The sequence below is a fragment of the Diaphorobacter sp. J5-51 genome, assembly GCF_001023515.1.
Taxonomy (GTDB): domain Bacteria; phylum Pseudomonadota; class Gammaproteobacteria; order Burkholderiales; family Burkholderiaceae_C; genus Diaphorobacter; species Diaphorobacter nitroreducens.
In genome coordinates this window covers 21,884-38,721 of the sequence record NZ_JSYI01000043.1, presented here as the reverse complement: position 1 = coordinate 38,721, position 16,838 = coordinate 21,884, and the positions used below count along the sequence as shown (strand labels likewise).

Here is a 16,838-nt window from a genome sequence, read left to right as displayed (position 1 = left end):
AACAATGGCGACCGTTGCATCGAGGGGCATCAAGGACTTTGTCTTCGAGTGGGAGGGCAAGGATCGTAGCGGCAAGCTCGTGCGCGGCGAAGTACGCGCCGCGGGAGAGAATCAGGTCAAGGCGACGCTGCGGCGGCAGGGCGTTCTGCCAACCAAGATCAAGAAGCGCCGGATGAGCGCGGGCAAGAAGATCAAGCCCAAAGACATCGCGCTATTCACGCGCCAGATGGCCACGATGATGAAGGCCGGCGTTCCGCTGCTTCAGGCATTTGATATCGTGGGCCGGGGTAATACCAATCCCAGTGTGACCAAGCTGCTCAACGATATCCGCGGGGATGTGGAGACAGGAACGTCCCTGAATGCCGCATTCCGTAAATATCCGATGTACTTCGACAGCCTTTACTGCAACCTCGTAGAGGCCGGCGAAGCCGCCGGTATTCTGGAAGCGTTGCTCGACCGGCTGGCCCTGTACATGGAGAAGACCGAGGCCATCAAATCCAAGATCCGGTCGGCGCTGATGTATCCAATTTCGGTGGTCATCGTTGCGTTTGTCGTGGTGACGATCATCATGATTTTCGTGATTCCCGCGTTCAAAGAGGTTTTCACCTCGTTCGGAGCCGACCTGCCCGCTCCTACCCTGTTCGTGATGGCCATCAGCGAATTCTTCGTGGCTTACTGGTGGCTGATATTCGGCGTCATCGGCGGGGGGTTCTACTTCTTCATGCAGGCCTGGAAGCGCAGCGAGAAAATGCAGCGTTTCATGGACCGTTTCCTGTTGAAAATGCCCATCTTCGGTGCATTGATCGACAAGTCCTGCGTTGCCCGCTGGACCCGCACCCTGTCGACCATGTTCGCTGCCGGCGTGCCATTGGTGGAGGCACTGGACTCAGTGGCCGGTGCATCGGGCAACTCGGTCTACGCCATCGCGACGGAGAAAATTCAGCAGGAAGTCTCCACAGGTACCAGCCTGACGGCCGCCATGGGGAATGCCAACGTATTCCCCTCCATGGTGCTGCAGATGTGTGCGATCGGCGAGGAATCCGGCTCCATCGATCACATGCTGGGCAAGGCTGCCGATTTTTACGAAGCTGAAGTGGATGAAATGGTGGCCGGCCTGTCCAGCCTGATGGAGCCCATCATCATCGTGTTCCTGGGCACGCTGATCGGAGGCATCGTGGTGTCGATGTACCTTCCGATCTTCAAGCTCGGGCAAGTGGTTTGATGACAGGCTCGCTAGCAGTGGACGCCGTGCTGGTGGGCGTCCTGGGGATGCTGATCGGAAGCTTTCTCAACGTCGTGATCCATCGCCTTCCGCGCATGATGGAACGGCAATGGGCCGCAGAATGCCGGCAGTACGGGCAGGATGTAGGGCTGCTTTCCACGGCGGCGCTTACTGAGGCCGACAACGAGCCCCTCAGCCTGTCCAAGCCGCGTTCACGCTGCCCCTCCTGCGGCCACGCGATCCGCTGGTACGAAAACATTCCGGTCCTGAGCTATTTAGCCCTGCGAGGCCGGTGCGCGGGTTGCGGCACGCGCATCAGCCCCCGGTATCCGCTGGTAGAGCTGGCGACGGGTGCCTTGTTCTATGCATGCGCGCTCCGCTGGGGCTGGAGCCTCACGACCGCCGCATGGTGCGGTTTCTCGGCCGCGCTGGTCACGCTGGCTTGCATCGACTGGGACACCACGCTTCTACCCGACGACATCACGTTGCCGTTGCTGTGGGCGGGCCTGCTTGCGGCCGTCTTGCGCTGGATTGAAGTGCAGCCCGTGGATGCCGTCATCGGCGCCGCAGCGGGCTACCTGTCCCTCTGGTCCGTGTACTGGGGGTTCAAGCTGGCCACAGGCAAGGAGGGCATGGGCTATGGCGACTTCAAACTGTTCGCCGCCCTGGGCGCCTGGTTTGGCTGGCAGGCGCTCGTGCCGATCATTCTGCTGGCCTCTGTCATCGGCGCCATCGTCGGTATCGCCATGAAGCTGGCCAGCACCCTGCGCGAAGGCAAGTACGTTCCCTTCGGCCCGTTCCTGGTGGGAGGAGGCATGGCAGCCATGCTATGGGGCCCCGGGCGCATCATGCAGGCCGTCTTTTCCGTGCTGGGGCTCTAAGGTGGGCTCTCGGCAGGCCGGTCCCCGCTCGGTGAAACTGGGCGTGACGGGCGGCATCGGCAGCGGCAAAAGCACGGTGGCCGGCATGTTGCGACAGAACGGCGCGGCACTGATCGACGCCGATGCCATCGCCCGCTCGGTGACCGAGGCGGAAGGCGCCGCCATCGCGGCCCTGCGCGACGAGTTCGGCCCCGACTACATCACCGACGGCGCGCTGGACCGGGCACGCATGCGCACCCTCGTTTTCAGCGATCCCACGGCGAAGCAGCGCCTGGAAGCCATCGTTCACCCCTTCGTGGGACGCGAGATCGCACACGCTGCGGCACAGGCGCACCGCGCGGGCCACGCACTCATCGTGTTCGACATTCCGCTGCTGACGGAGTCGCCCCGTTGGGCCCGGCAGCTGGACGCCGTCCTGGTCGTGGACTGCCGGGAGGAGACGCAGATCCAGCGTGTGCAGATGCGCAGCGGTCTGACCGCCGATGCCGTGCGCGCCATCATGGCCACACAGAGCCCACGCGCCACGCGCCGCGCGGCCGCCGACCTGGTGGTCTACAACGACGGGTTGGCGCTGTCAGATTTGCAAACAAAGGCACGCGAGATCGCCGTATTCTTCGGGCTATGATGTGTTCGCACCGGCGTGGTGTGCAATGGTCTGCCGCAGCGCAGCGCTCGCACCCCGCCCCACACCGTGCGCACTCAGGAACCCCGTAGCGTGATCCTTTACGAATACCCTTTCAACGAACGCCTGAGAACCTATCTGCGGCTTGAGCAGCTGTTTCGCCGGCTGGGCGAGCTCATCGCGCGCCCGCATCCCCTGGACCATCACTATGCCCTCGTGACCATGTTCGAGGTCATGGACGTGGCGGCCCGCGCCGATCTCAAAGCCGACGTGCTCAAGGATCTGGAAAAGCACAAGCACCAGTTGGATGCCTATCGCGGCAACCCCTCCATCTCCGAGGAAGCCCTGGACGGCGTGATCGCCCAGCTCGACCAGTGCTTTGCCGCACTCAACGCGCAAAACGGCAAGGCCGGCCAGGCGTTGACCGAGAACGATTGGCTCATGAGCATTCGCAGCCGCGTGGGCATCCCCGGGGGCACCTGCGGCTTTGATCTGCCCGCCTACTACGCGTGGCAGCACCGTCCGCCCCAGGACCGCCAGCACGACCTGCACCACTGGGCCGCCACGCTGGGGCCGTTGGCAGAGTCCGTCTACGTGCTGCTGCGCCTGCTGCGTGATTCGGGGCTGCCGCAGAAAGTGGCGGCCGAGCGCGGGCAGTTCCAGCAGAACCTGCCCCAGGGCCGCACCTTCCAGCTGCTGCGCATGGCGATCGACCCCGCACTGCAACTCATCCCGGAGATCAGCGGCAACCGCCTCATCGTTTCGGTGCGGCTGATGCGCCAGGAAGAAGGCGGCCGCCTGGTTCCCAGCACCGAGGACGCGGCATTTGAACTGACCCTGTGCGCCTGACACGACATGACCGGCACACCCTCCCGCTCCGACACACCTGCGCCCCAAGGCAAGCGAGTGCCTTGCCCGACCTGCGGCGGCCCGAGCCTGTACAGCCCGGCCAACCGCTTCCGCCCGTTTTGCAGTGAACGCTGCAAGCAGATCGATCTGGGGGCCTGGGCAGCCGAAGATTTCCGCATGCCGGCCGAGGCGCCGCCGGAGGATGCCGAGTTCGGCGATCCCAAGCGCCAGCCGTGATATTTGAAGAAAAGGCTGCTAACGCTTATCCAGCAAGCGCAAGCAGCTATGTATTTTGAAGCAACGTCTCACGCCAGCAGCGAAGCGTCGAACACCTCGCCACGCTCCTCGGCCAGCCACTGCAGCACGGGATAGGCGCCCGGCAGCACCGGCTTGACCTGCAGCGGCCAGTGCTGCCAGGCCATGGTCTGGCCCTCGCGCATTTCGAACGCACCGCTCCATTCGCGCACCTTGCACCAGTGCAGGCGCACGAGGGCATGCGGGTAGTCATGCTCGGTCACCTTCCAGGCCTCCACCGGGCCGATGGTCACGCCCAGTTCCTCGATGAGTTCGCGGCGCAGCGCCTGCTCCACGGTTTCCCCGGCTTCGATCTTGCCGCCCGGGAACTCCCAGTAGCCCGCGTAGGGCTTGCCCGTGGGGCGGGTGGACAACAGCATCGCCCCGTCCTCTCGCAGCAGAATGCCCACGGCGACCTCGGTGTGCTTGCGCTGTGGCGTGCTGTTCGATTCGCTCATGCGCCCTCGCCCTCCCGCCCTGCGAAATCCCGGGCAAATTGATAGGCCACGCGGCCGCTGCGCGAACCGCGCTCCAGCGCCCACACCAGCGCCTGCGGGCGCGCGGCCTCGATGGCCTGGGCGGGTACGCCCAGCGCAGCCAGCCACTGCGCCACGATGGCCAGGTACTCGTCCTGGCTGAACGGGTAGAAGCTCACCCACAGGCCGAAGCGCTCGGACAGGGAGATTTTTTCCTCCACCGCCTCGCCCGGATGGACCTCGCCATCGTCGGTGTGGGTGTAGCCCAGGTTCTCCTTCATGTATTCAGGGAGCAGGTGGCGCCGGTTGCTGGTGGCATACACCAGCACATTGGGCGTGGCCGCGGCGACCGAGCCGTCCAGGATCGACTTGAGGGCCTTGTACCCGGCCTCTCCATCCTCAAAGCTCAGGTCATCGCAGTAAACGATGAACTTCTCGGGCCGGCCGGAGACCACGTCCACAATGTCGGGCAGATCCGTCAGGTCCGCCTTGTCCACCTCGATCAGACGCAGGCCCTGGGGTGCATAGCTGTTCAGGCATGCCTTGATGAGCGAGGACTTGCCCGTGCCGCGCGCACCGGTCAGCAGCACGTTGTTGGCGGGCTTGCCTTCGACGAACTGCTGGGTGTTGCGCTGGATCTTTTCCTTCTGCGCATCGATCTCCTTGAGATCGGACAGCTGCATGGCGGCCACATGGCGCACCGGCTCCAGCACACCATGGCCGCCGCTGCGTTTGCGGTAACGCCAGGCGATGGAGGCCGCCCAGTCCGGCGCCGACAATGGCTGCGGCAAGACCGCCTCGATACGGGAGATGAGCTGCTCCGCACGTGCGATCAGCTGGTCGAATTTATCAGTCATTTCCGGCTCTAGCGCTTATCTAGCAAGCGCTGACAGCTATCAAAAGAGAAGCACTCAAGAGCGGTAATCCGCGTTGATGGTCACGTAGTCGTGGCTCAGGTCGCAGGTCCACACCGTGTCCACCGCCGTACCGCGGCCCAGCACCACGCGCACGGTGATCTCGCTTTGCTTCATCACGCGCTGGCCGTCTTCCTCGCGGTAGGCCGGATTGCGCCCGCCCTGCACGGCCACATGCACGTCGTCCAGGAACAGGTCGATCTTGGTCTGGTCCAGGTCTGCAATGCCTGCGTAGCCCACGGCCGCCAGGATGCGGCCCAGGTTCGGGTCGCTGGCAAAGAAGGCCGTCTTGACCAGCGGCGAATGCGCGATGGCATAGGCCACCTGCCGGCACTCTTCGCCTGTCTGGCCGCCCTCTACGCGCACCGTGATGAACTTGGTCGCACCCTCTCCATCGCGCACGATGGCCTGTGCCAGCTTTTGCGCCACTTCCAGCAACGCGGCCTTGAGCAGACGGCCCTCGGCGCTGTCGAGCGAGGTGATGGGTGCGTGCCGCGCCTTGTGCGTGGCCATCAGCACGAACGAGTCGTTGGTGCTGGTGTCGCCGTCGATGGTCACGCGGTTGAAGGACTGGTCCGCCAGCTCGCGCACGAGCGGGCGCAGCAACTCGGGCGCGATGCAGGCATCCGTGGCCAGGAAGCCCAACATGGTCGCCATGTTGGGGCGGATCATGCCCGCGCCCTTGGAGATGCCGGTAATGGTCACTGTTGCACCGCCCAACTGCACCTGCGTGCTGAACGCCTTGGGCAGCGTGTCGGTGGTCATGATGCCTTCGGCCGCGCGCGCCCAGTGGCCGGGCTGTGCATCGGCCAGCGCGGCGGGCAGCGCGGCTGCAATGCGCTCGTGCGGCAGCGGCTCCATGATGACGCCGGTGGAAAACGGCAGCACCTGGCTGGCCGCCAGACCCAGGTGGCCGGCCAGTGCCTCGCAGGTGGCGCGCGCACGCGCGAGGCCGTCCGCGCCCGTACCGGCGTTGGCGTTGCCCGTGTTCACCACCATGGCGCGAATTGCCTGGCCGCCGTCCAGGTGCTCACGGCACACCTGTACCGGCGCGGCGCAGAAACGGTTCTGCGTGAACACGCCCGCGACGGTGGTGCCTTCGTCCAGCAGGAACACGGTCAGGTCTTTGCGCTGCGCCTTGCGCACACCGGCTTCGGTCACGCCGATGCGCACACCGGCCACGGGGTGCAAATCCGATGCAAGAGGAGCGGAGAGATTCACGGGCATGCGTCGTATTCCTTCAGAAAGAGACGTCGGGGAAACAGGAGAAAAGGCACTGCCAAAGTGCGAACACGGGCCGCAGCCCGTGTTCTTCATTGTGCCGGCATCACGCCAGCTTGCCGTGGCACTGCTTGTACTTTTTGCCGCTGCCGCAGGGGCAGGGGTCGTTGCGGCCCACGCGCACGCCGGCGGCGGCAGGCTGCGCGGCGGTGGCGGCATCGGCCACCGTCTCCACTTCGCCGGTCTCGGTGGGCGAGCTGTAGGTAACGTTGCTGATGCCCTCACCCCGGTCTTCCATGGCCTGCGTGGCCTCGTCTAGCTGGGCGCTGGATTGCACCTGCACGGTCATCATGAGGCGCGTGACTTCGTTCTTGACCTGGTCGATCAGCTGGCGGAAGAGCTCGAACGCCTCGCGCTTGTATTCCTGCTTGGGCTGCTTCTGCGCGTAGCCGCGCAGGTGGATGCCCTGGCGCAAATAATCCAGCGCGGAGAGGTGATCGCGCCAGTTGGTGTCGAAGCTCTGCAGCAGCACCATGCGCTCGAACTGCGTGAAGTTCTCCGCGCCCACCTGCCTCACCTTGGCCTGGAAGGCCTCGCGAGCGGCCTGCTGCACCTTCTCCAGAATCTCTTCGTCGGTGATGGCGTCCGAGCCTTCCACCTCTTTCTGCAGCGCCAACGATACTTGCCAGTCGCTGGCCAGCGCCTTTTCCAGGCCTGCGAGGTCCCACTGTTCTTCCACGGACTCGGCAGGCACGTACTGGCGCACCACGTCGGCCATGCAATCGTCGCGCATGGCGTCGATCAACACGCCCAGGTCGGGGGCGTCCAGGATCTCGTTGCGCTGCTGGTAGATCACCTTGCGCTGGTCGTTGGCGACGTCGTCGTACTCCAGCAGCTGTTTGCGGATGTCGAAGTTGCGCGCCTCAACCTTGCGCTGCGCCGACTCGATGCTGCGCGTGACGATACCCGCCTCGATCGCTTCGCCGTCGGGCATCTTCAACCGGTCCATGATGGCCTTGACGCGGTCGCCCGCGAAGATGCGCATCAATTGGTCATCCAGACTCAGATAGAAGCGCGAAGAGCCCGGATCGCCCTGACGGCCCGAGCGGCCGCGCAGCTGGTTGTCGATACGGCGGGATTCATGGCGCTCGGTCGCGATGATGCGCAGGCCGCCGAGTGCCGTCACCTTCTCGTGGTCGAGCTTCCACTGCGCGCGCAGTTCCTGCACACGCGCGGCTCGCTCGGCTTCTGACAGCGACTCATCGGCCTCCAGCGCGGCGATCGCCTTTTCCACGTTGCCGCCCAGAACGATGTCGGTACCGCGGCCCGCCATATTGGTGGCGATGGTGATCATGCCGGGGCGTCCCGCCTGGGCGACGATATCGGCCTCGCGCGCGTGCTGCTTGGCGTTGAGTACCTGGTGCGGCAGGCCTGCCTTGTTCAGCAACTCGTCGATGATTTCCGAGTTCTCGATGGAAGTGGTACCCACCAGCACCGGCTGGCCACGCTCGTGGCATTCGCGGATGTCGGCAATCGCAGCCTCGTACTTCTCGCGCGTCGTCTTGTACACGCGGTCGAGCTGGTCGTCGCGCTTGCTAGGCCGGTTGGGCGGGATCACCACGGTTTCCAGACCGTAGATTTCCTGGAATTCATAGGCCTCGGTATCGGCCGTACCGGTCATGCCCGAGAGCTTGTTATAGAGGCGGAAGTAGTTCTGGAAGGTGATGGAGGCCAGCGTCTGGTTCTCGGCCTGGATGTTCACGCCTTCCTTGGCTTCGACGGCCTGGTGCAGGCCTTCGCTCCAGCGGCGGCCGGCCATCAAACGGCCCGTGAACTCGTCCACGATCACGATCTCGCCGTTCTGCACGACGTAGTGCTGGTCGCGGTGGTAGAGATGGTTGGCGCGCAGCGCCGCATACAAATGATGCACCAGCGTGATGTTGGCCGGATCGTAGAGCGACGCCCCTTCCGGAATCAGACCCTGGCTGGCCAGGATGCGCTCTGCATTCTCGTGGCCCTGCTCCGTCAGGAACACCTGGTGCGTCTTTTCGTCGAGGGTGAAATCCCCCGGTTTGGTCACGCCCTCGCCCGTACGCGGGTCGGCCTCACCCTCCTGGCGCACCAGCAGGGGCACCACCTTGTTCATGGCCACATACAGCGCCGTGTGGTCCTCTGCCTGGCCGCTGATGATCAGGGGGGTACGCGCCTCATCGATCAGGATGGAGTCCACCTCATCGACGATGGCGTAGTTGAGGCCGCGCTGCACGCGCTCGCGCGCGTCGTACACCATGTTGTCGCGCAGGTAGTCGAACCCGTACTCGTTGTTCGTTCCGTAGGTGATGTCCGCCTGGTAGGCGGCCTGCTTTTCTTCGCGGGGCATTTGAGGCAGGTTGATACCCACCGTGAGACCCAGGAAGTTGTACAGCCGCCCCATCCATTGCGCGTCACGGCCCGCAAGATAGTCGTTCACTGTCACCACGTGCACGCCCTGGCCCGACAGGGCGTTCAGGTAAACGGGCAGCGTCGCCGTCAGCGTCTTGCCCTCGCCCGTGCGCATCTCAGCGATCTTGCCGTAATGCAACGCCATGCCACCCACCAGCTGCACGTCGAAGTGGCGCATTTTCATGATGCGCTTGGAACCCTCGCGCACCACGGCAAAGGCTTCGGGTAGCAGAGCGTCCAACGATTCGCCCTGTGCAATGCGATCCTTGAATTCCTGCGTCTTGCCCCGCAGCGCCTCGTCACTCAGCTTCTCATAGTCGGGCTCCATCGCATTGATGCGAGCAACCGTCTTGCGATACTGCTTGAGCAGGCGGTCATTGCGACTGCCGAATATTTTGGTGAGGAAGTTGGTGGCCATGCGAACACGACCGCACTACACGCCAACGAGCGGCAGAGCGACCGGAATCCCTGTGATGATGTGAATCCAGATGGAGACCCCCGTCCACCATTGCAAGTGCCTGCAATCCGAGGTGGCGGGCCTGATCGAAAGATTCTACCTGTGCGCCAGGTGCCCCATGGCAGCGCGCCCCGTGGGGGCGTGTGGCATCGGTGCAGGCTCTCCCGCGAAGAGGAATTTCTGCGGATCCTGCGGCACGCCTTGCACCCACACTTCGAAATGCAAATGCGGCCCCGTGGAGCGGCCCGTACTTCCCACTTCCGCGATTTTCTGTCCCCGGCGCACGATGTCCCCCGCCTTCACCAGGGTTTTGGAGGCGTGGGCGTAGCGGGTGACGAGTTGGCTTCCGTGGTCTATCTCCACCATGTTGCCATAGGCGGGGTGGTACTCCTGGGCGATCACCACGCCGCCGGCCGCGGCCACGATGGGCGTGCCGGTTCCGGCCGAGAAGTCCAGCCCGGTATGCAACGCGGACTGGCCGGTAAAAGGATCAATGCGCCAGCCGAACGGCGAACCAACAGCCGTGTCGCGCACGGGAACCTGGGTCGGGATCAAGTGCTTGCGGATGTGCTGGTCAAAGAGGCGTGACTCTGCCACCGTCATCAAATCCGTCCGCCGGCCGGTGATGGCGACCAGGTCGTCCAAGGCCGCATTCAGTTCGTCGAGCCCCAGCGGGCGCCCAGCCACCAGCATGCCTCCACGGCCCGGCAGGCTCTGCACCTCGGACGCAGGCAGACCGGCCAAGCCTCGGACACGCTCACCCAGCGATTCCAGTTGGAGCACACGGGCTTGCATGTCTCCCAGCTTGCGCGCCATCGCATCGATATTGGCGCGCATGAACCGCTCGCGCTGGGCTTGTTCATCCTGCACAGCCAGTCGTGCCATGGAGCCCACTACGGGCCAGCCCTCGCGCACGCCATGCATCAGCACCCAGTGGTATGCCATCACGGTCATGAACAGCAGTGCCATGAAAATCCCAGCTAGAGCGCAGATCAGTTGCACACCGCTGAGGTGTATGGCGCGGCTTCGCGCGAGCCACGCATCCGTAATAATCACCTGCACGTTTTTCCCTCGTCGCTGGTTGGACCAGTCTCTGTATGAATCGTCGTCACCACGCCATCTCACTCCAGCAAGCCACGCAGGAGTCGCCGACGTTGGCGAAGCTGACCGCGCTCACCCAGGAGTCCAGTGCCCGGCTAAAAGCCATCGAGGGCTTGATACCCCCGCTGCTGCGCCCCGCCATTCAGGCAGGGCCGATTGAAGGCGCTTGTTGGTGCCTGCTGGTCCGCAGCAATGCCGCCGCCGCAAAAGTCCGGCAATTGCTGCCCGCATTCGAGGCACATCTGCGCAGTCGGGGATGGGAGGTTAACTCCATACGCCTGAAAGTTCAAACCTGAGCACTCAGGCGAAAGACGCCAGCTATGCCGCAGGCATGGCGTCGTAAAGAAAAGGCCGCACGCAAAAGAAAAGCCGCATGTCCCTGCGAACATGCGGCCTGTGCAATGGTGCCGATTGTCGGATTCGAACTGACGACCTACCGCTTACAAGGCGGGTGCTCTACCAACTGAGCTAAATCGGCGAATTCCAGATTCTAGCGTTCAAAACGCACGGCTCAAATTGATGCACCTTGAAAGATGCCTCATTTGATGCGCTTGAGCGAAGGACGCCCAGCGCCTCCTGTGGGCGGAGGCGGTCGCGGCGCCTCCTCGTGCGCATCGCTCAAAGAGCCGTCAACCGATTGCAACTGAACAGGACCACGCTCGGAAACCGTGGAGCCCGGGACACCCGGTCCAGCGCCCGAGTCCGCGGATGACACTACAGCAGCGGCCGGCGGCACGAACACTTCCTCTTCCAAGGGGAAGGCCATACCCTGTCCGTTTTCACGGGCATAGATGGCGACGACCCGGCGCACTGGGACCATGATGTCGTGCGGCCTGCCGCCGAAGCGTGCCTTGAACTCGATGAAATCGTTGCCCAGTTGCAGCCCGCTCGTCGCGTCGTAGCTTGCGTTCAGGACAATCTCGCCGTTGTTGACGTACTCACGCGGTACCTGAACGGATTCGTTCACACGCACCACCAGATAGGGCGTGAAGCCGTTGTCCGTGCACCACTCATACAGAGCACGAATGAGATAGGGGCGCGTGGAGGGAAATTCCTGGGGCTTCATCGTACGCAAGCAAAAGAAAAAGGCGCAGCAGCTTATTTGCGCATGACTTTCTCGGAAGGCGTCAGCGCCTCGATATATGCCGGGCGGGAGAAAATGCGCTCGGCATATTTGAGCAATGGTGCAGCGTTCTTGCTCAACTCGATGCCGTAATAGTCCAGGCGCCACAACAAGGGTGCAATGGCCACATCAAGCATGGAAAAACCCTCGCCCAACATGTATTTGTTCTTCAAGAACACCGGAGCGAGCTGCGTCAGCCGGTCGCGGATGTGCGTGCGCGCCTTCTCCAATGCCTTTTCATTCCCCTTCGTGGCGCGCGACTCCAGCGCGTTCACGTGAACGAACAATTCCTTCTCGAAGTTCAGCAGGAACAGGCGCACGCGTGCGCGGTCCACCGGATCACCCGGCATCAGTTGCGGGTGGGGGAAGCGCTCATCAATGTACTCGTTGATGATGTTGGACTCGTACAGGATCAAGTCGCGCTCGACCAGGATGGGAACCTGACCATAGGGATTCATCACGCTGATGTCTTCGGGCTTGTTGTACAGGTCCACATCGCGGATCTCGAAATCCATGCCTTTTTCGAAGAGGACGAAACGACAGCGATGGGAAAAGGGGCAGGTCGTACCCGAATAAAGCACCATCATGGTGAGCAGCTCCTAAAAATCAAAAGAGTGGGTGCCAGGGCACCCACTCTGTACATGCTCGGCAGCGCAGAAATGCGCGGCAAAGAACCTAGCGTTTACTTAACGTCTTTCCAGAAGGCGGCGTTGAGCCTCCATGCGATGAGCGTGAACACGCCAAGGAAGATCAACACCCATACGCCAATGCGAACACGTGTATTTTGCGCTGGCTCGCCCATCCACTGCAGATAATTCACGAGATCACCTACAGCTTGGTCGTATTGCAACGGCGTCATGCTGCCTGCAGTAACCTGCTCCCAGCCCTTGAGCACATGCTCGGTCTTGCCGTGGCTTTCACGCTCTTCGAAGATCGGGCGGCGCTCGCCTTGCAGTTGCCACAAGGCATGGGGCATGCCCACATTGGGGAACGCCAGATTATTCCAGCCCGTGGCCTTGGTGTCGTCCCGATAGAAGGTGCGCAGGAAGGTGTAGAGATAGTCGGCGCCCGTTCCGCCAGCGCCTGCACGCGAACGTGCAATCACCGTGAGATCGGGCGGGTTGGCGCCGAACCATACCTTGGCCTGCTTGGGATCGATGGCGGACTTCATGGTCTCGCCCACCTTATCGGTCGTGAACAGCAGGTTGTCCTTGATCTGCTGGTCCGTGAGACCGATGTCCTTCAAGCGATTGAAACGCATGAAGGCAGCCGAGTGGCAGTTGAGGCAATAGTTGACGAAGAGCTTAGCACCGTTCTGCAAGGACGCCGTGTCGCTGGTGTTGACAGGCGCCTTGTCCCAGGCCATGCCACCACCGGCGGCATGCGCCCCAGCCACCAGACCCAGAGCTGCAACCAACGTGAGGATGAGTTTTTTCATTGTTGTCGTCTCCAGCTCAGTGCGCAGCAAAAGTCACGCGGTCCGGCACGGGCTTGGGTGTACCCAAGCGGCTCCACCAGGGCATGAGCAGGAAGAAACCAAAGTAGAACAGCGTACCCACTTGCGAAACCCGCTCGCCGATGGGCGATGGCGGTTGCACGCCCAGGTAGGCCAGGATGACGAACACAACCACGAATACTGCGTACAGGTACTTGTGCCAGGTCGGGCGATAGCGGATCGAGCGTGCAGGGCTCTGGTCCAGCCAGGGCAGGAAGAACAGGATGATCACGGCACCACCCATCACCACCACGCCCCAAAACTTGGCATCAATAGCCAGCATGAGGGCGATGGCCACGGCGGCTGCCAGCGCTACGCCACCCTTGATGAGCGCAGGCAAACGGGCCTTGAATACACCGAAGCCCGCACCCAGCACCACACATGCGATCAACACGTACATCATCTCGGTGGTGATGGCGCGCAGCATGGAATAGAAGGGCGTGAAGTACCACACCGGGGCGATGTGGGCAGGCGTCTGCAGCGGATCGGCCGGGATGAAGTTGTTGTACTCCAGGAAGTAGCCACCCAGTTCCGGAGCAAAGAACACCACCGCCGAGAAGATGAACAGGAACACGCCCACGCCCAGGATGTCGTGCACCGTGTAGTAAGGGTGGAAAGGTACGCCGTCCAGCGGGTGGCCATGCTCATCCACCGGCTTGCCGGGGCCCTTGATTTCGATGCCATCAGGGTTGTTGGAGCCCACGTCATGCAGCGCCAGCAAGTGCGCCACCACCAGGCCCAGCAGCACCAGCGGCACAGCGATCACGTGGAAGCTGAAGAAGCGGTTCAGCGTCGCATCGCCCACCACATAGTCGCCACGGATCAGCAGCGCCAGATCGGGGCCGATGAAGGGAATGGCGGAGAACAGGTTCACGATCACCTGTGCACCCCAGTAGGACATCTGGCCCCAGGGCAGCAGATAGCCCATGAACGCCTCGGCCATCAGCGCCAGGAAGATCGCGCAACCGAAGATCCACACCAGTTCGCGTGGCTTGCGATAGGAGCCGTACAGCAGGCCGCGGAACATATGCAGGTACACGACCACGAAGAAGGCCGACGCACCGGTCGAGTGCATGTAGCGGATCAGCCAGCCCCACGGCACATCGCGCATGATGTACTCGACAGACTCGAACGCCTTGGCAGCGTCGGGCTTGTAGTGCATCACGAGGAAGATGCCGGTGACGATCTGGATCACCAGTACCAGCAGCGCCAGCGAGCCGAAGATGTACCAGAAGTTGAAGTTCTTCGGAGCGTAGTACTCCGACATGTGCACCTTGTAGGCATCGAAAGCCGTGGGGAAACGGTTTTCCAGCCAGTTGGTGACCTTCACGCCCGCGGACGCGTTGGGCGAGACTTCCTTGAATTCGCGATAAGCAGCCATTTGTCAGTGCCTCCCTCAGGCCTTCTTGTCTTCACCGATCAGGAGCTTGGTCTCCGACAGGTACATGTGCGGCGGCACTTCGAGATTGTCAGGCGCAGGCTTGTTCTTGAACACACGGCCCGCCATGTCGAATGTGGAGCCATGGCAAGGGCACAGGAAACCGCCCTTCCAGTCGTCAGGCAGGGAAGGCTGCGGGCCCGACGCGAACTTCTCCGTGGGAGAGCAGCCAAGGTGGGAGCAGATACCCACGGCCACGAGCACCTCGGGTTTGATGGAGCGCCATTCGTTGCGCGCATATTCCGGCGTGAGCTCCGCAGGGTTGCGCGCCGATTTGGGATCGGCAAGCTGCGCATCCAGCTTGGGCAGCTCGGCAAGCTGCTCGGGCGTGCGCTTGACAATCCAAACAGGCTTTCCACGCCATTCCACGGTGATTTTTTCGCCGGGCTTGAGACCCGAGATATCCACCTCGACGGCAGCACCCGCTGCCTTGGCCTTTTCAGACGGTTGGAAAGTGCTCACAAAAGGAACGGCAGTCGCCACGCCGCCCACCGCACCAGCGCAGCCGGACGCAATCAGCCACGTCCGCTTGCTGGAGTCGATCGGAGTTTCACTCATGGGGATCCTCGGTATGCTTCGCTAAGGGGTCAACCGCAAATTGTAGCGGAGTGAAAATGGTTATTCCAACGCTGCTGCTGGACTTAAGCTAGGCAATAGTTCAGTGTTTTCATCTATATCAAAGGAGAAACGAAATGGGCATTGCCAAAGAGTTTCGGGAGTTTGCCGTTAAGGGCAACGTCATTGACCTCGCGGTCGGCGTGATCATCGGTGGAGCCTTCGGCAAGATCGTCGACTCCGTCGTCAGCGACCTCATCATGCCGGTCGTAGGCTTGGTGTTCGGCAAGCTGGACTTCTCCAACCTGTTCATCGTGTTGGGCAGCGTGCCGGAGGGCACGCCCTATACGCTGGAGGCGATTCGCAAAGCGGGCGTGCCGGTACTGGCTTACGGCAATTTCATCACCGTCGCGGTCAATTTCGTGATCCTCGCGTTCATCATCTTCGTGATGGTCAAACAGATCAACCGGCTCAAGCGTGAGACACCCGTCGAGCCGCCCGCCCCGCCCGCCACTCCCGAGGACATCCAGCTGCTGCGCGAGATCCGCGACAGCCTCAAGCGCTGACAGCACGCCAGAGGGCGCGTAAAAAGGCCCACCGCCCTCCCCGGGCGGCGGGCCTTTGGATTTCAGGGAGACGTTCGGGGCCGCGCCAACTGCCGCGCCATGCGCACGGCTTCGATCAGGCTCTCCGCATCCGCCGTCCCCTGCCCCGCGATGTCGAAGGCCGTGCCGTGGTCGGGGCTGGTGCGCACGAGCGGCAACCCGAGCGTGACGTTCACCCCCTTGTCCACGCCCAAGTACTTCACCGGGATCAGGCCCTGGTCGTGGTACATGGCCAGCACCACGTCAAACTCGCCGGCGCGCTGCGGCGTGGAGCGGGCGCGCATGAAAATGGTGTCGGGTGCAAACGGGCCGTGGGCATCGATCCCCTCACTGCGCGCCTGCGTCACGGCCGGCGCGATGATTTCGAGCTCCTCGCGGCCGAACAAGCCCCCCTCGCCCGCATGCGGATTGAGCCCCGCCACGCCAATGCGCGGAGCGCGCCCCAGGCTGCGCGAGAGCGCGGCATGGGTGATCCGCAGCGTCTGCAGCACGCTGTCCTGCGTCACCGCGGTAATGGCATCGCGCAGCGCGACGTGGATACTGACGAGCACGGTGCGCAGCTCGTCATTCGCGAGCATCATGCGCACGGGCATCTGCTGCAAGGACACGCCCGCATGGAGCGCTGCCTCGGCTTGCAGCAGTTCCGTGTGACCGGGATGGTGCACGCCCGCGGCCGCGAGCGCCTCCTTGTGCAAAGGCGCCGTCACCAGCGCCGCAACCTCACCACGCAATGCAGCACGCGCAGCCCACACCACGCACGCCGCCGCAGCACGTCCGGCTTCGGCGCTCACCCGCCCCCAGGGCGCAGGGGCCACGCCCTCCAATTCCGGCAGTTGCCATACGGGCAGGCAGCGCGGCGGAATGTCGGCCAGGTCGACCGGCGCACGGTGCGCATCCAGGCGCGCCACGGGCAAACTGGGCTGGCCCGGCCGCATGATGCAGGACGCCGCGCGGCGCATGGTCGGCAGGTCTCCCACCACGAAGCAGCCGCGCAGCACCTGTGGCGCATCGCGAAACGCCTTGGCCACGATTTCCGGACCGATGCCTGCTGGATCCCCCTGGGTGATGGCAAGCGCGGGAAGTGCATTCATGAATAAGCCTATAGATCAAATAGGGCTCTAGCGCTCTACCATAAAGCGCAAG

18 protein-coding genes and 1 tRNA gene are annotated in these 16,838 nt (G+C 63.0%); 7 read left to right on the top strand and 12 right to left on the bottom strand.

Translation table 11 applies throughout. The features are described from left to right. Positions 1 to 4: 4 nt before the first annotated feature. The 5 genes from OX89_RS06195 (at position 5) to OX89_RS06175 (ending at position 3,811) form a co-directional block, all read left to right on the top strand. The gene (locus OX89_RS06195) at positions 5 to 1,222 is read left to right on the top strand and encodes a type II secretion system F family protein (protein WP_047349966.1); all 1,218 of its coding nucleotides are present in this window, start codon (positions 5 to 7) and stop codon (positions 1,220 to 1,222) included. After that, complete coding sequence (locus OX89_RS06190; RefSeq protein ID WP_047349965.1) at positions 1,222 to 2,103, top strand: A24 family peptidase; 882 nt, start codon at positions 1,222 to 1,224, stop codon at positions 2,101 to 2,103. The genes OX89_RS06195 and OX89_RS06190 overlap by 1 nt, the downstream gene beginning before the upstream one ends. Positions 2,104 to 2,134: 31 nt before the next feature. Next, on the top strand, positions 2,135 to 2,728 hold the full coding sequence (gene coaE / locus OX89_RS06185) for a dephospho-CoA kinase (protein WP_234305514.1): 594 nt from the start codon (positions 2,135 to 2,137) through the stop codon (positions 2,726 to 2,728). Positions 2,729 to 2,818: 90 nt separating this feature from the next. After that, positions 2,819 to 3,574 (top strand): cell division protein ZapD, encoded by a 756-nt coding sequence (gene zapD / locus OX89_RS06180; RefSeq protein ID WP_047350040.1) that lies wholly within the window; start codon positions 2,819 to 2,821, stop codon positions 3,572 to 3,574. Positions 3,575 to 3,580: 6 nt separating this feature from the next. After that, entirely contained in the window at positions 3,581 to 3,811 is a 231-nt protein-coding gene (locus OX89_RS06175; protein WP_011804249.1) for a DNA gyrase inhibitor YacG, read from the top strand. Between the two features lie 68 nt (positions 3,812 to 3,879). Here the strand turns inward: OX89_RS06175 and OX89_RS06170 are convergent, their stop codons facing one another. The 5 genes from OX89_RS06170 to OX89_RS06150 all read right to left on the bottom strand — a co-directional run bounded on the left by OX89_RS06170 (position 3,880) and on the right by OX89_RS06150 (position 10,440). Further along, on the bottom strand, positions 3,880 to 4,326 hold the full coding sequence (locus OX89_RS06170; protein ID WP_047349963.1) for an NUDIX domain-containing protein: 447 nt from the start codon (positions 4,324 to 4,326) through the stop codon (positions 3,880 to 3,882). After that, positions 4,323 to 5,201, bottom strand: a complete 879-nt coding sequence (locus OX89_RS06165) for an ATP-binding protein (RefSeq protein ID WP_011804247.1) — start codon at positions 5,199 to 5,201, stop codon at positions 4,323 to 4,325. Before OX89_RS06165 ends, OX89_RS06170 begins: the two co-directional genes overlap by 4 nt. Positions 5,202 to 5,255: 54 nt before the next feature. Continuing rightward, on the bottom strand, positions 5,256 to 6,485 hold the full coding sequence (argJ, locus tag OX89_RS06160; protein ID WP_047349962.1) for a bifunctional glutamate N-acetyltransferase/amino-acid acetyltransferase ArgJ: 1,230 nt from the start codon (positions 6,483 to 6,485) through the stop codon (positions 5,256 to 5,258). 100 nt (positions 6,486 to 6,585) lie between these two features. Continuing rightward, positions 6,586 to 9,339, bottom strand: a complete 2,754-nt coding sequence (gene secA, locus OX89_RS06155; RefSeq protein WP_047349961.1) for a preprotein translocase subunit SecA — start codon at positions 9,337 to 9,339, stop codon at positions 6,586 to 6,588. Between the two features lie 135 nt (positions 9,340 to 9,474). Further along, positions 9,475 to 10,440, bottom strand: a complete 966-nt coding sequence (locus tag OX89_RS06150) for a M23 family metallopeptidase (RefSeq protein ID WP_047349960.1) — start codon at positions 10,438 to 10,440, stop codon at positions 9,475 to 9,477. A gap of 35 nt (positions 10,441 to 10,475) precedes the next feature. Here OX89_RS06150 and OX89_RS06145 point away from each other — a divergent pair, with 35 nt between their 5' ends. Further along, positions 10,476 to 10,775: a hypothetical protein gene (locus OX89_RS06145; protein WP_012655741.1), complete on the top strand. Its 300-nt coding sequence runs from the start codon at positions 10,476 to 10,478 to the stop codon at positions 10,773 to 10,775. Positions 10,776 to 10,881: 106 nt separating this feature from the next. On the opposite strand, the gene OX89_RS06140 is transcribed toward OX89_RS06145, so the two are convergent. From OX89_RS06140 to petA, 6 genes are all read right to left on the bottom strand, one after another. Continuing rightward, positions 10,882 to 10,957, bottom strand: a tRNA-Thr gene (locus OX89_RS06140). A gap of 60 nt (positions 10,958 to 11,017) precedes the next feature. After that, on the bottom strand, positions 11,018 to 11,545 hold the full coding sequence (locus OX89_RS06135) for a ClpXP protease specificity-enhancing factor (protein ID WP_047349959.1): 528 nt from the start codon (positions 11,543 to 11,545) through the stop codon (positions 11,018 to 11,020). Between the two features lie 32 nt (positions 11,546 to 11,577). Then, entirely contained in the window at positions 11,578 to 12,189 is a 612-nt protein-coding gene (locus tag OX89_RS06130) for a glutathione S-transferase N-terminal domain-containing protein (protein ID WP_011804241.1), read from the bottom strand. Positions 12,190 to 12,284: 95 nt separating this feature from the next. Further along, on the bottom strand, positions 12,285 to 13,040 hold the full coding sequence (locus OX89_RS06125; protein WP_011804240.1) for a cytochrome c1: 756 nt from the start codon (positions 13,038 to 13,040) through the stop codon (positions 12,285 to 12,287). A 16-nt stretch (positions 13,041 to 13,056) separates the two neighbouring features. Then, positions 13,057 to 14,478 carry a cytochrome bc complex cytochrome b subunit gene (locus OX89_RS06120; RefSeq protein WP_047349958.1) on the bottom strand — a complete coding sequence of 474 codons (1,422 nt, stop codon included), beginning with the start codon at positions 14,476 to 14,478 and terminating at the stop codon, positions 13,057 to 13,059. Between the two features lie 15 nt (positions 14,479 to 14,493). Beyond that, positions 14,494 to 15,093: a ubiquinol-cytochrome c reductase iron-sulfur subunit gene (gene petA / locus OX89_RS06115; RefSeq protein ID WP_012655737.1), complete on the bottom strand. Its 600-nt coding sequence runs from the start codon at positions 15,091 to 15,093 to the stop codon at positions 14,494 to 14,496. A 134-nt stretch (positions 15,094 to 15,227) separates the two neighbouring features. Here petA and mscL point away from each other — a divergent pair, with 134 nt between their 5' ends. Then, positions 15,228 to 15,656 (top strand): large conductance mechanosensitive channel protein MscL, encoded by a 429-nt coding sequence (gene mscL / locus OX89_RS06110; protein WP_011804237.1) that lies wholly within the window; start codon positions 15,228 to 15,230, stop codon positions 15,654 to 15,656. Between the two features lie 62 nt (positions 15,657 to 15,718). On the opposite strand, the gene pdxA is transcribed toward mscL, so the two are convergent. Next, the gene (gene pdxA, locus OX89_RS06105) at positions 15,719 to 16,786 is read right to left on the bottom strand and encodes a 4-hydroxythreonine-4-phosphate dehydrogenase PdxA (RefSeq protein WP_047349957.1); all 1,068 of its coding nucleotides are present in this window, start codon (positions 16,784 to 16,786) and stop codon (positions 15,719 to 15,721) included. Between the last annotated feature and the right edge of the window lie 52 nt (positions 16,787 to 16,838).

Excerpts from the sequence above, each read along its gene's own strand:
- OX89_RS06195 (WP_047349966.1), top strand. The coding sequence starts at position 5 with ATGGCGACCGTTGCATCGAGGGGCATCAAGGACTTTGTCTTCGAGTGG.
- OX89_RS06190 (WP_047349965.1), top strand. The coding sequence starts at position 1,222 with ATGACAGGCTCGCTAGCAGTGGACGCCGTGCTGGTGGGCGTCCTGGGG.
- OX89_RS06175 (WP_011804249.1), top strand. The coding sequence starts at position 3,581 with ATGACCGGCACACCCTCCCGCTCCGACACACCTGCGCCCCAAGGCAAG.
- OX89_RS06170 (WP_047349963.1), bottom strand. The coding sequence starts at position 4,326 with ATGAGCGAATCGAACAGCACGCCACAGCGCAAGCACACCGAGGTCGCC.
- OX89_RS06165 (WP_011804247.1), bottom strand. The coding sequence starts at position 5,201 with ATGACTGATAAATTCGACCAGCTGATCGCACGTGCGGAGCAGCTCATC.
- argJ (WP_047349962.1), bottom strand. The coding sequence starts at position 6,485 with ATGCCCGTGAATCTCTCCGCTCCTCTTGCATCGGATTTGCACCCCGTG.
- secA (WP_047349961.1), bottom strand. The coding sequence starts at position 9,339 with ATGGCCACCAACTTCCTCACCAAAATATTCGGCAGTCGCAATGACCGC.
- OX89_RS06145 (WP_012655741.1), top strand. The coding sequence starts at position 10,476 with ATGAATCGTCGTCACCACGCCATCTCACTCCAGCAAGCCACGCAGGAG.
- OX89_RS06135 (WP_047349959.1), bottom strand. The coding sequence starts at position 11,545 with ATGAAGCCCCAGGAATTTCCCTCCACGCGCCCCTATCTCATTCGTGCT.
- OX89_RS06130 (WP_011804241.1), bottom strand. The coding sequence starts at position 12,189 with ATGATGGTGCTTTATTCGGGTACGACCTGCCCCTTTTCCCATCGCTGT.
- OX89_RS06125 (WP_011804240.1), bottom strand. The coding sequence starts at position 13,040 with ATGAAAAAACTCATCCTCACGTTGGTTGCAGCTCTGGGTCTGGTGGCT.
- OX89_RS06120 (WP_047349958.1), bottom strand. The coding sequence starts at position 14,478 with ATGGCTGCTTATCGCGAATTCAAGGAAGTCTCGCCCAACGCGTCCGCG.
- petA (WP_012655737.1), bottom strand. The coding sequence starts at position 15,093 with ATGAGTGAAACTCCGATCGACTCCAGCAAGCGGACGTGGCTGATTGCG.
- mscL (WP_011804237.1), top strand. The coding sequence starts at position 15,228 with ATGGGCATTGCCAAAGAGTTTCGGGAGTTTGCCGTTAAGGGCAACGTC.
- pdxA (WP_047349957.1), bottom strand. The coding sequence starts at position 16,786 with ATGAATGCACTTCCCGCGCTTGCCATCACCCAGGGGGATCCAGCAGGC.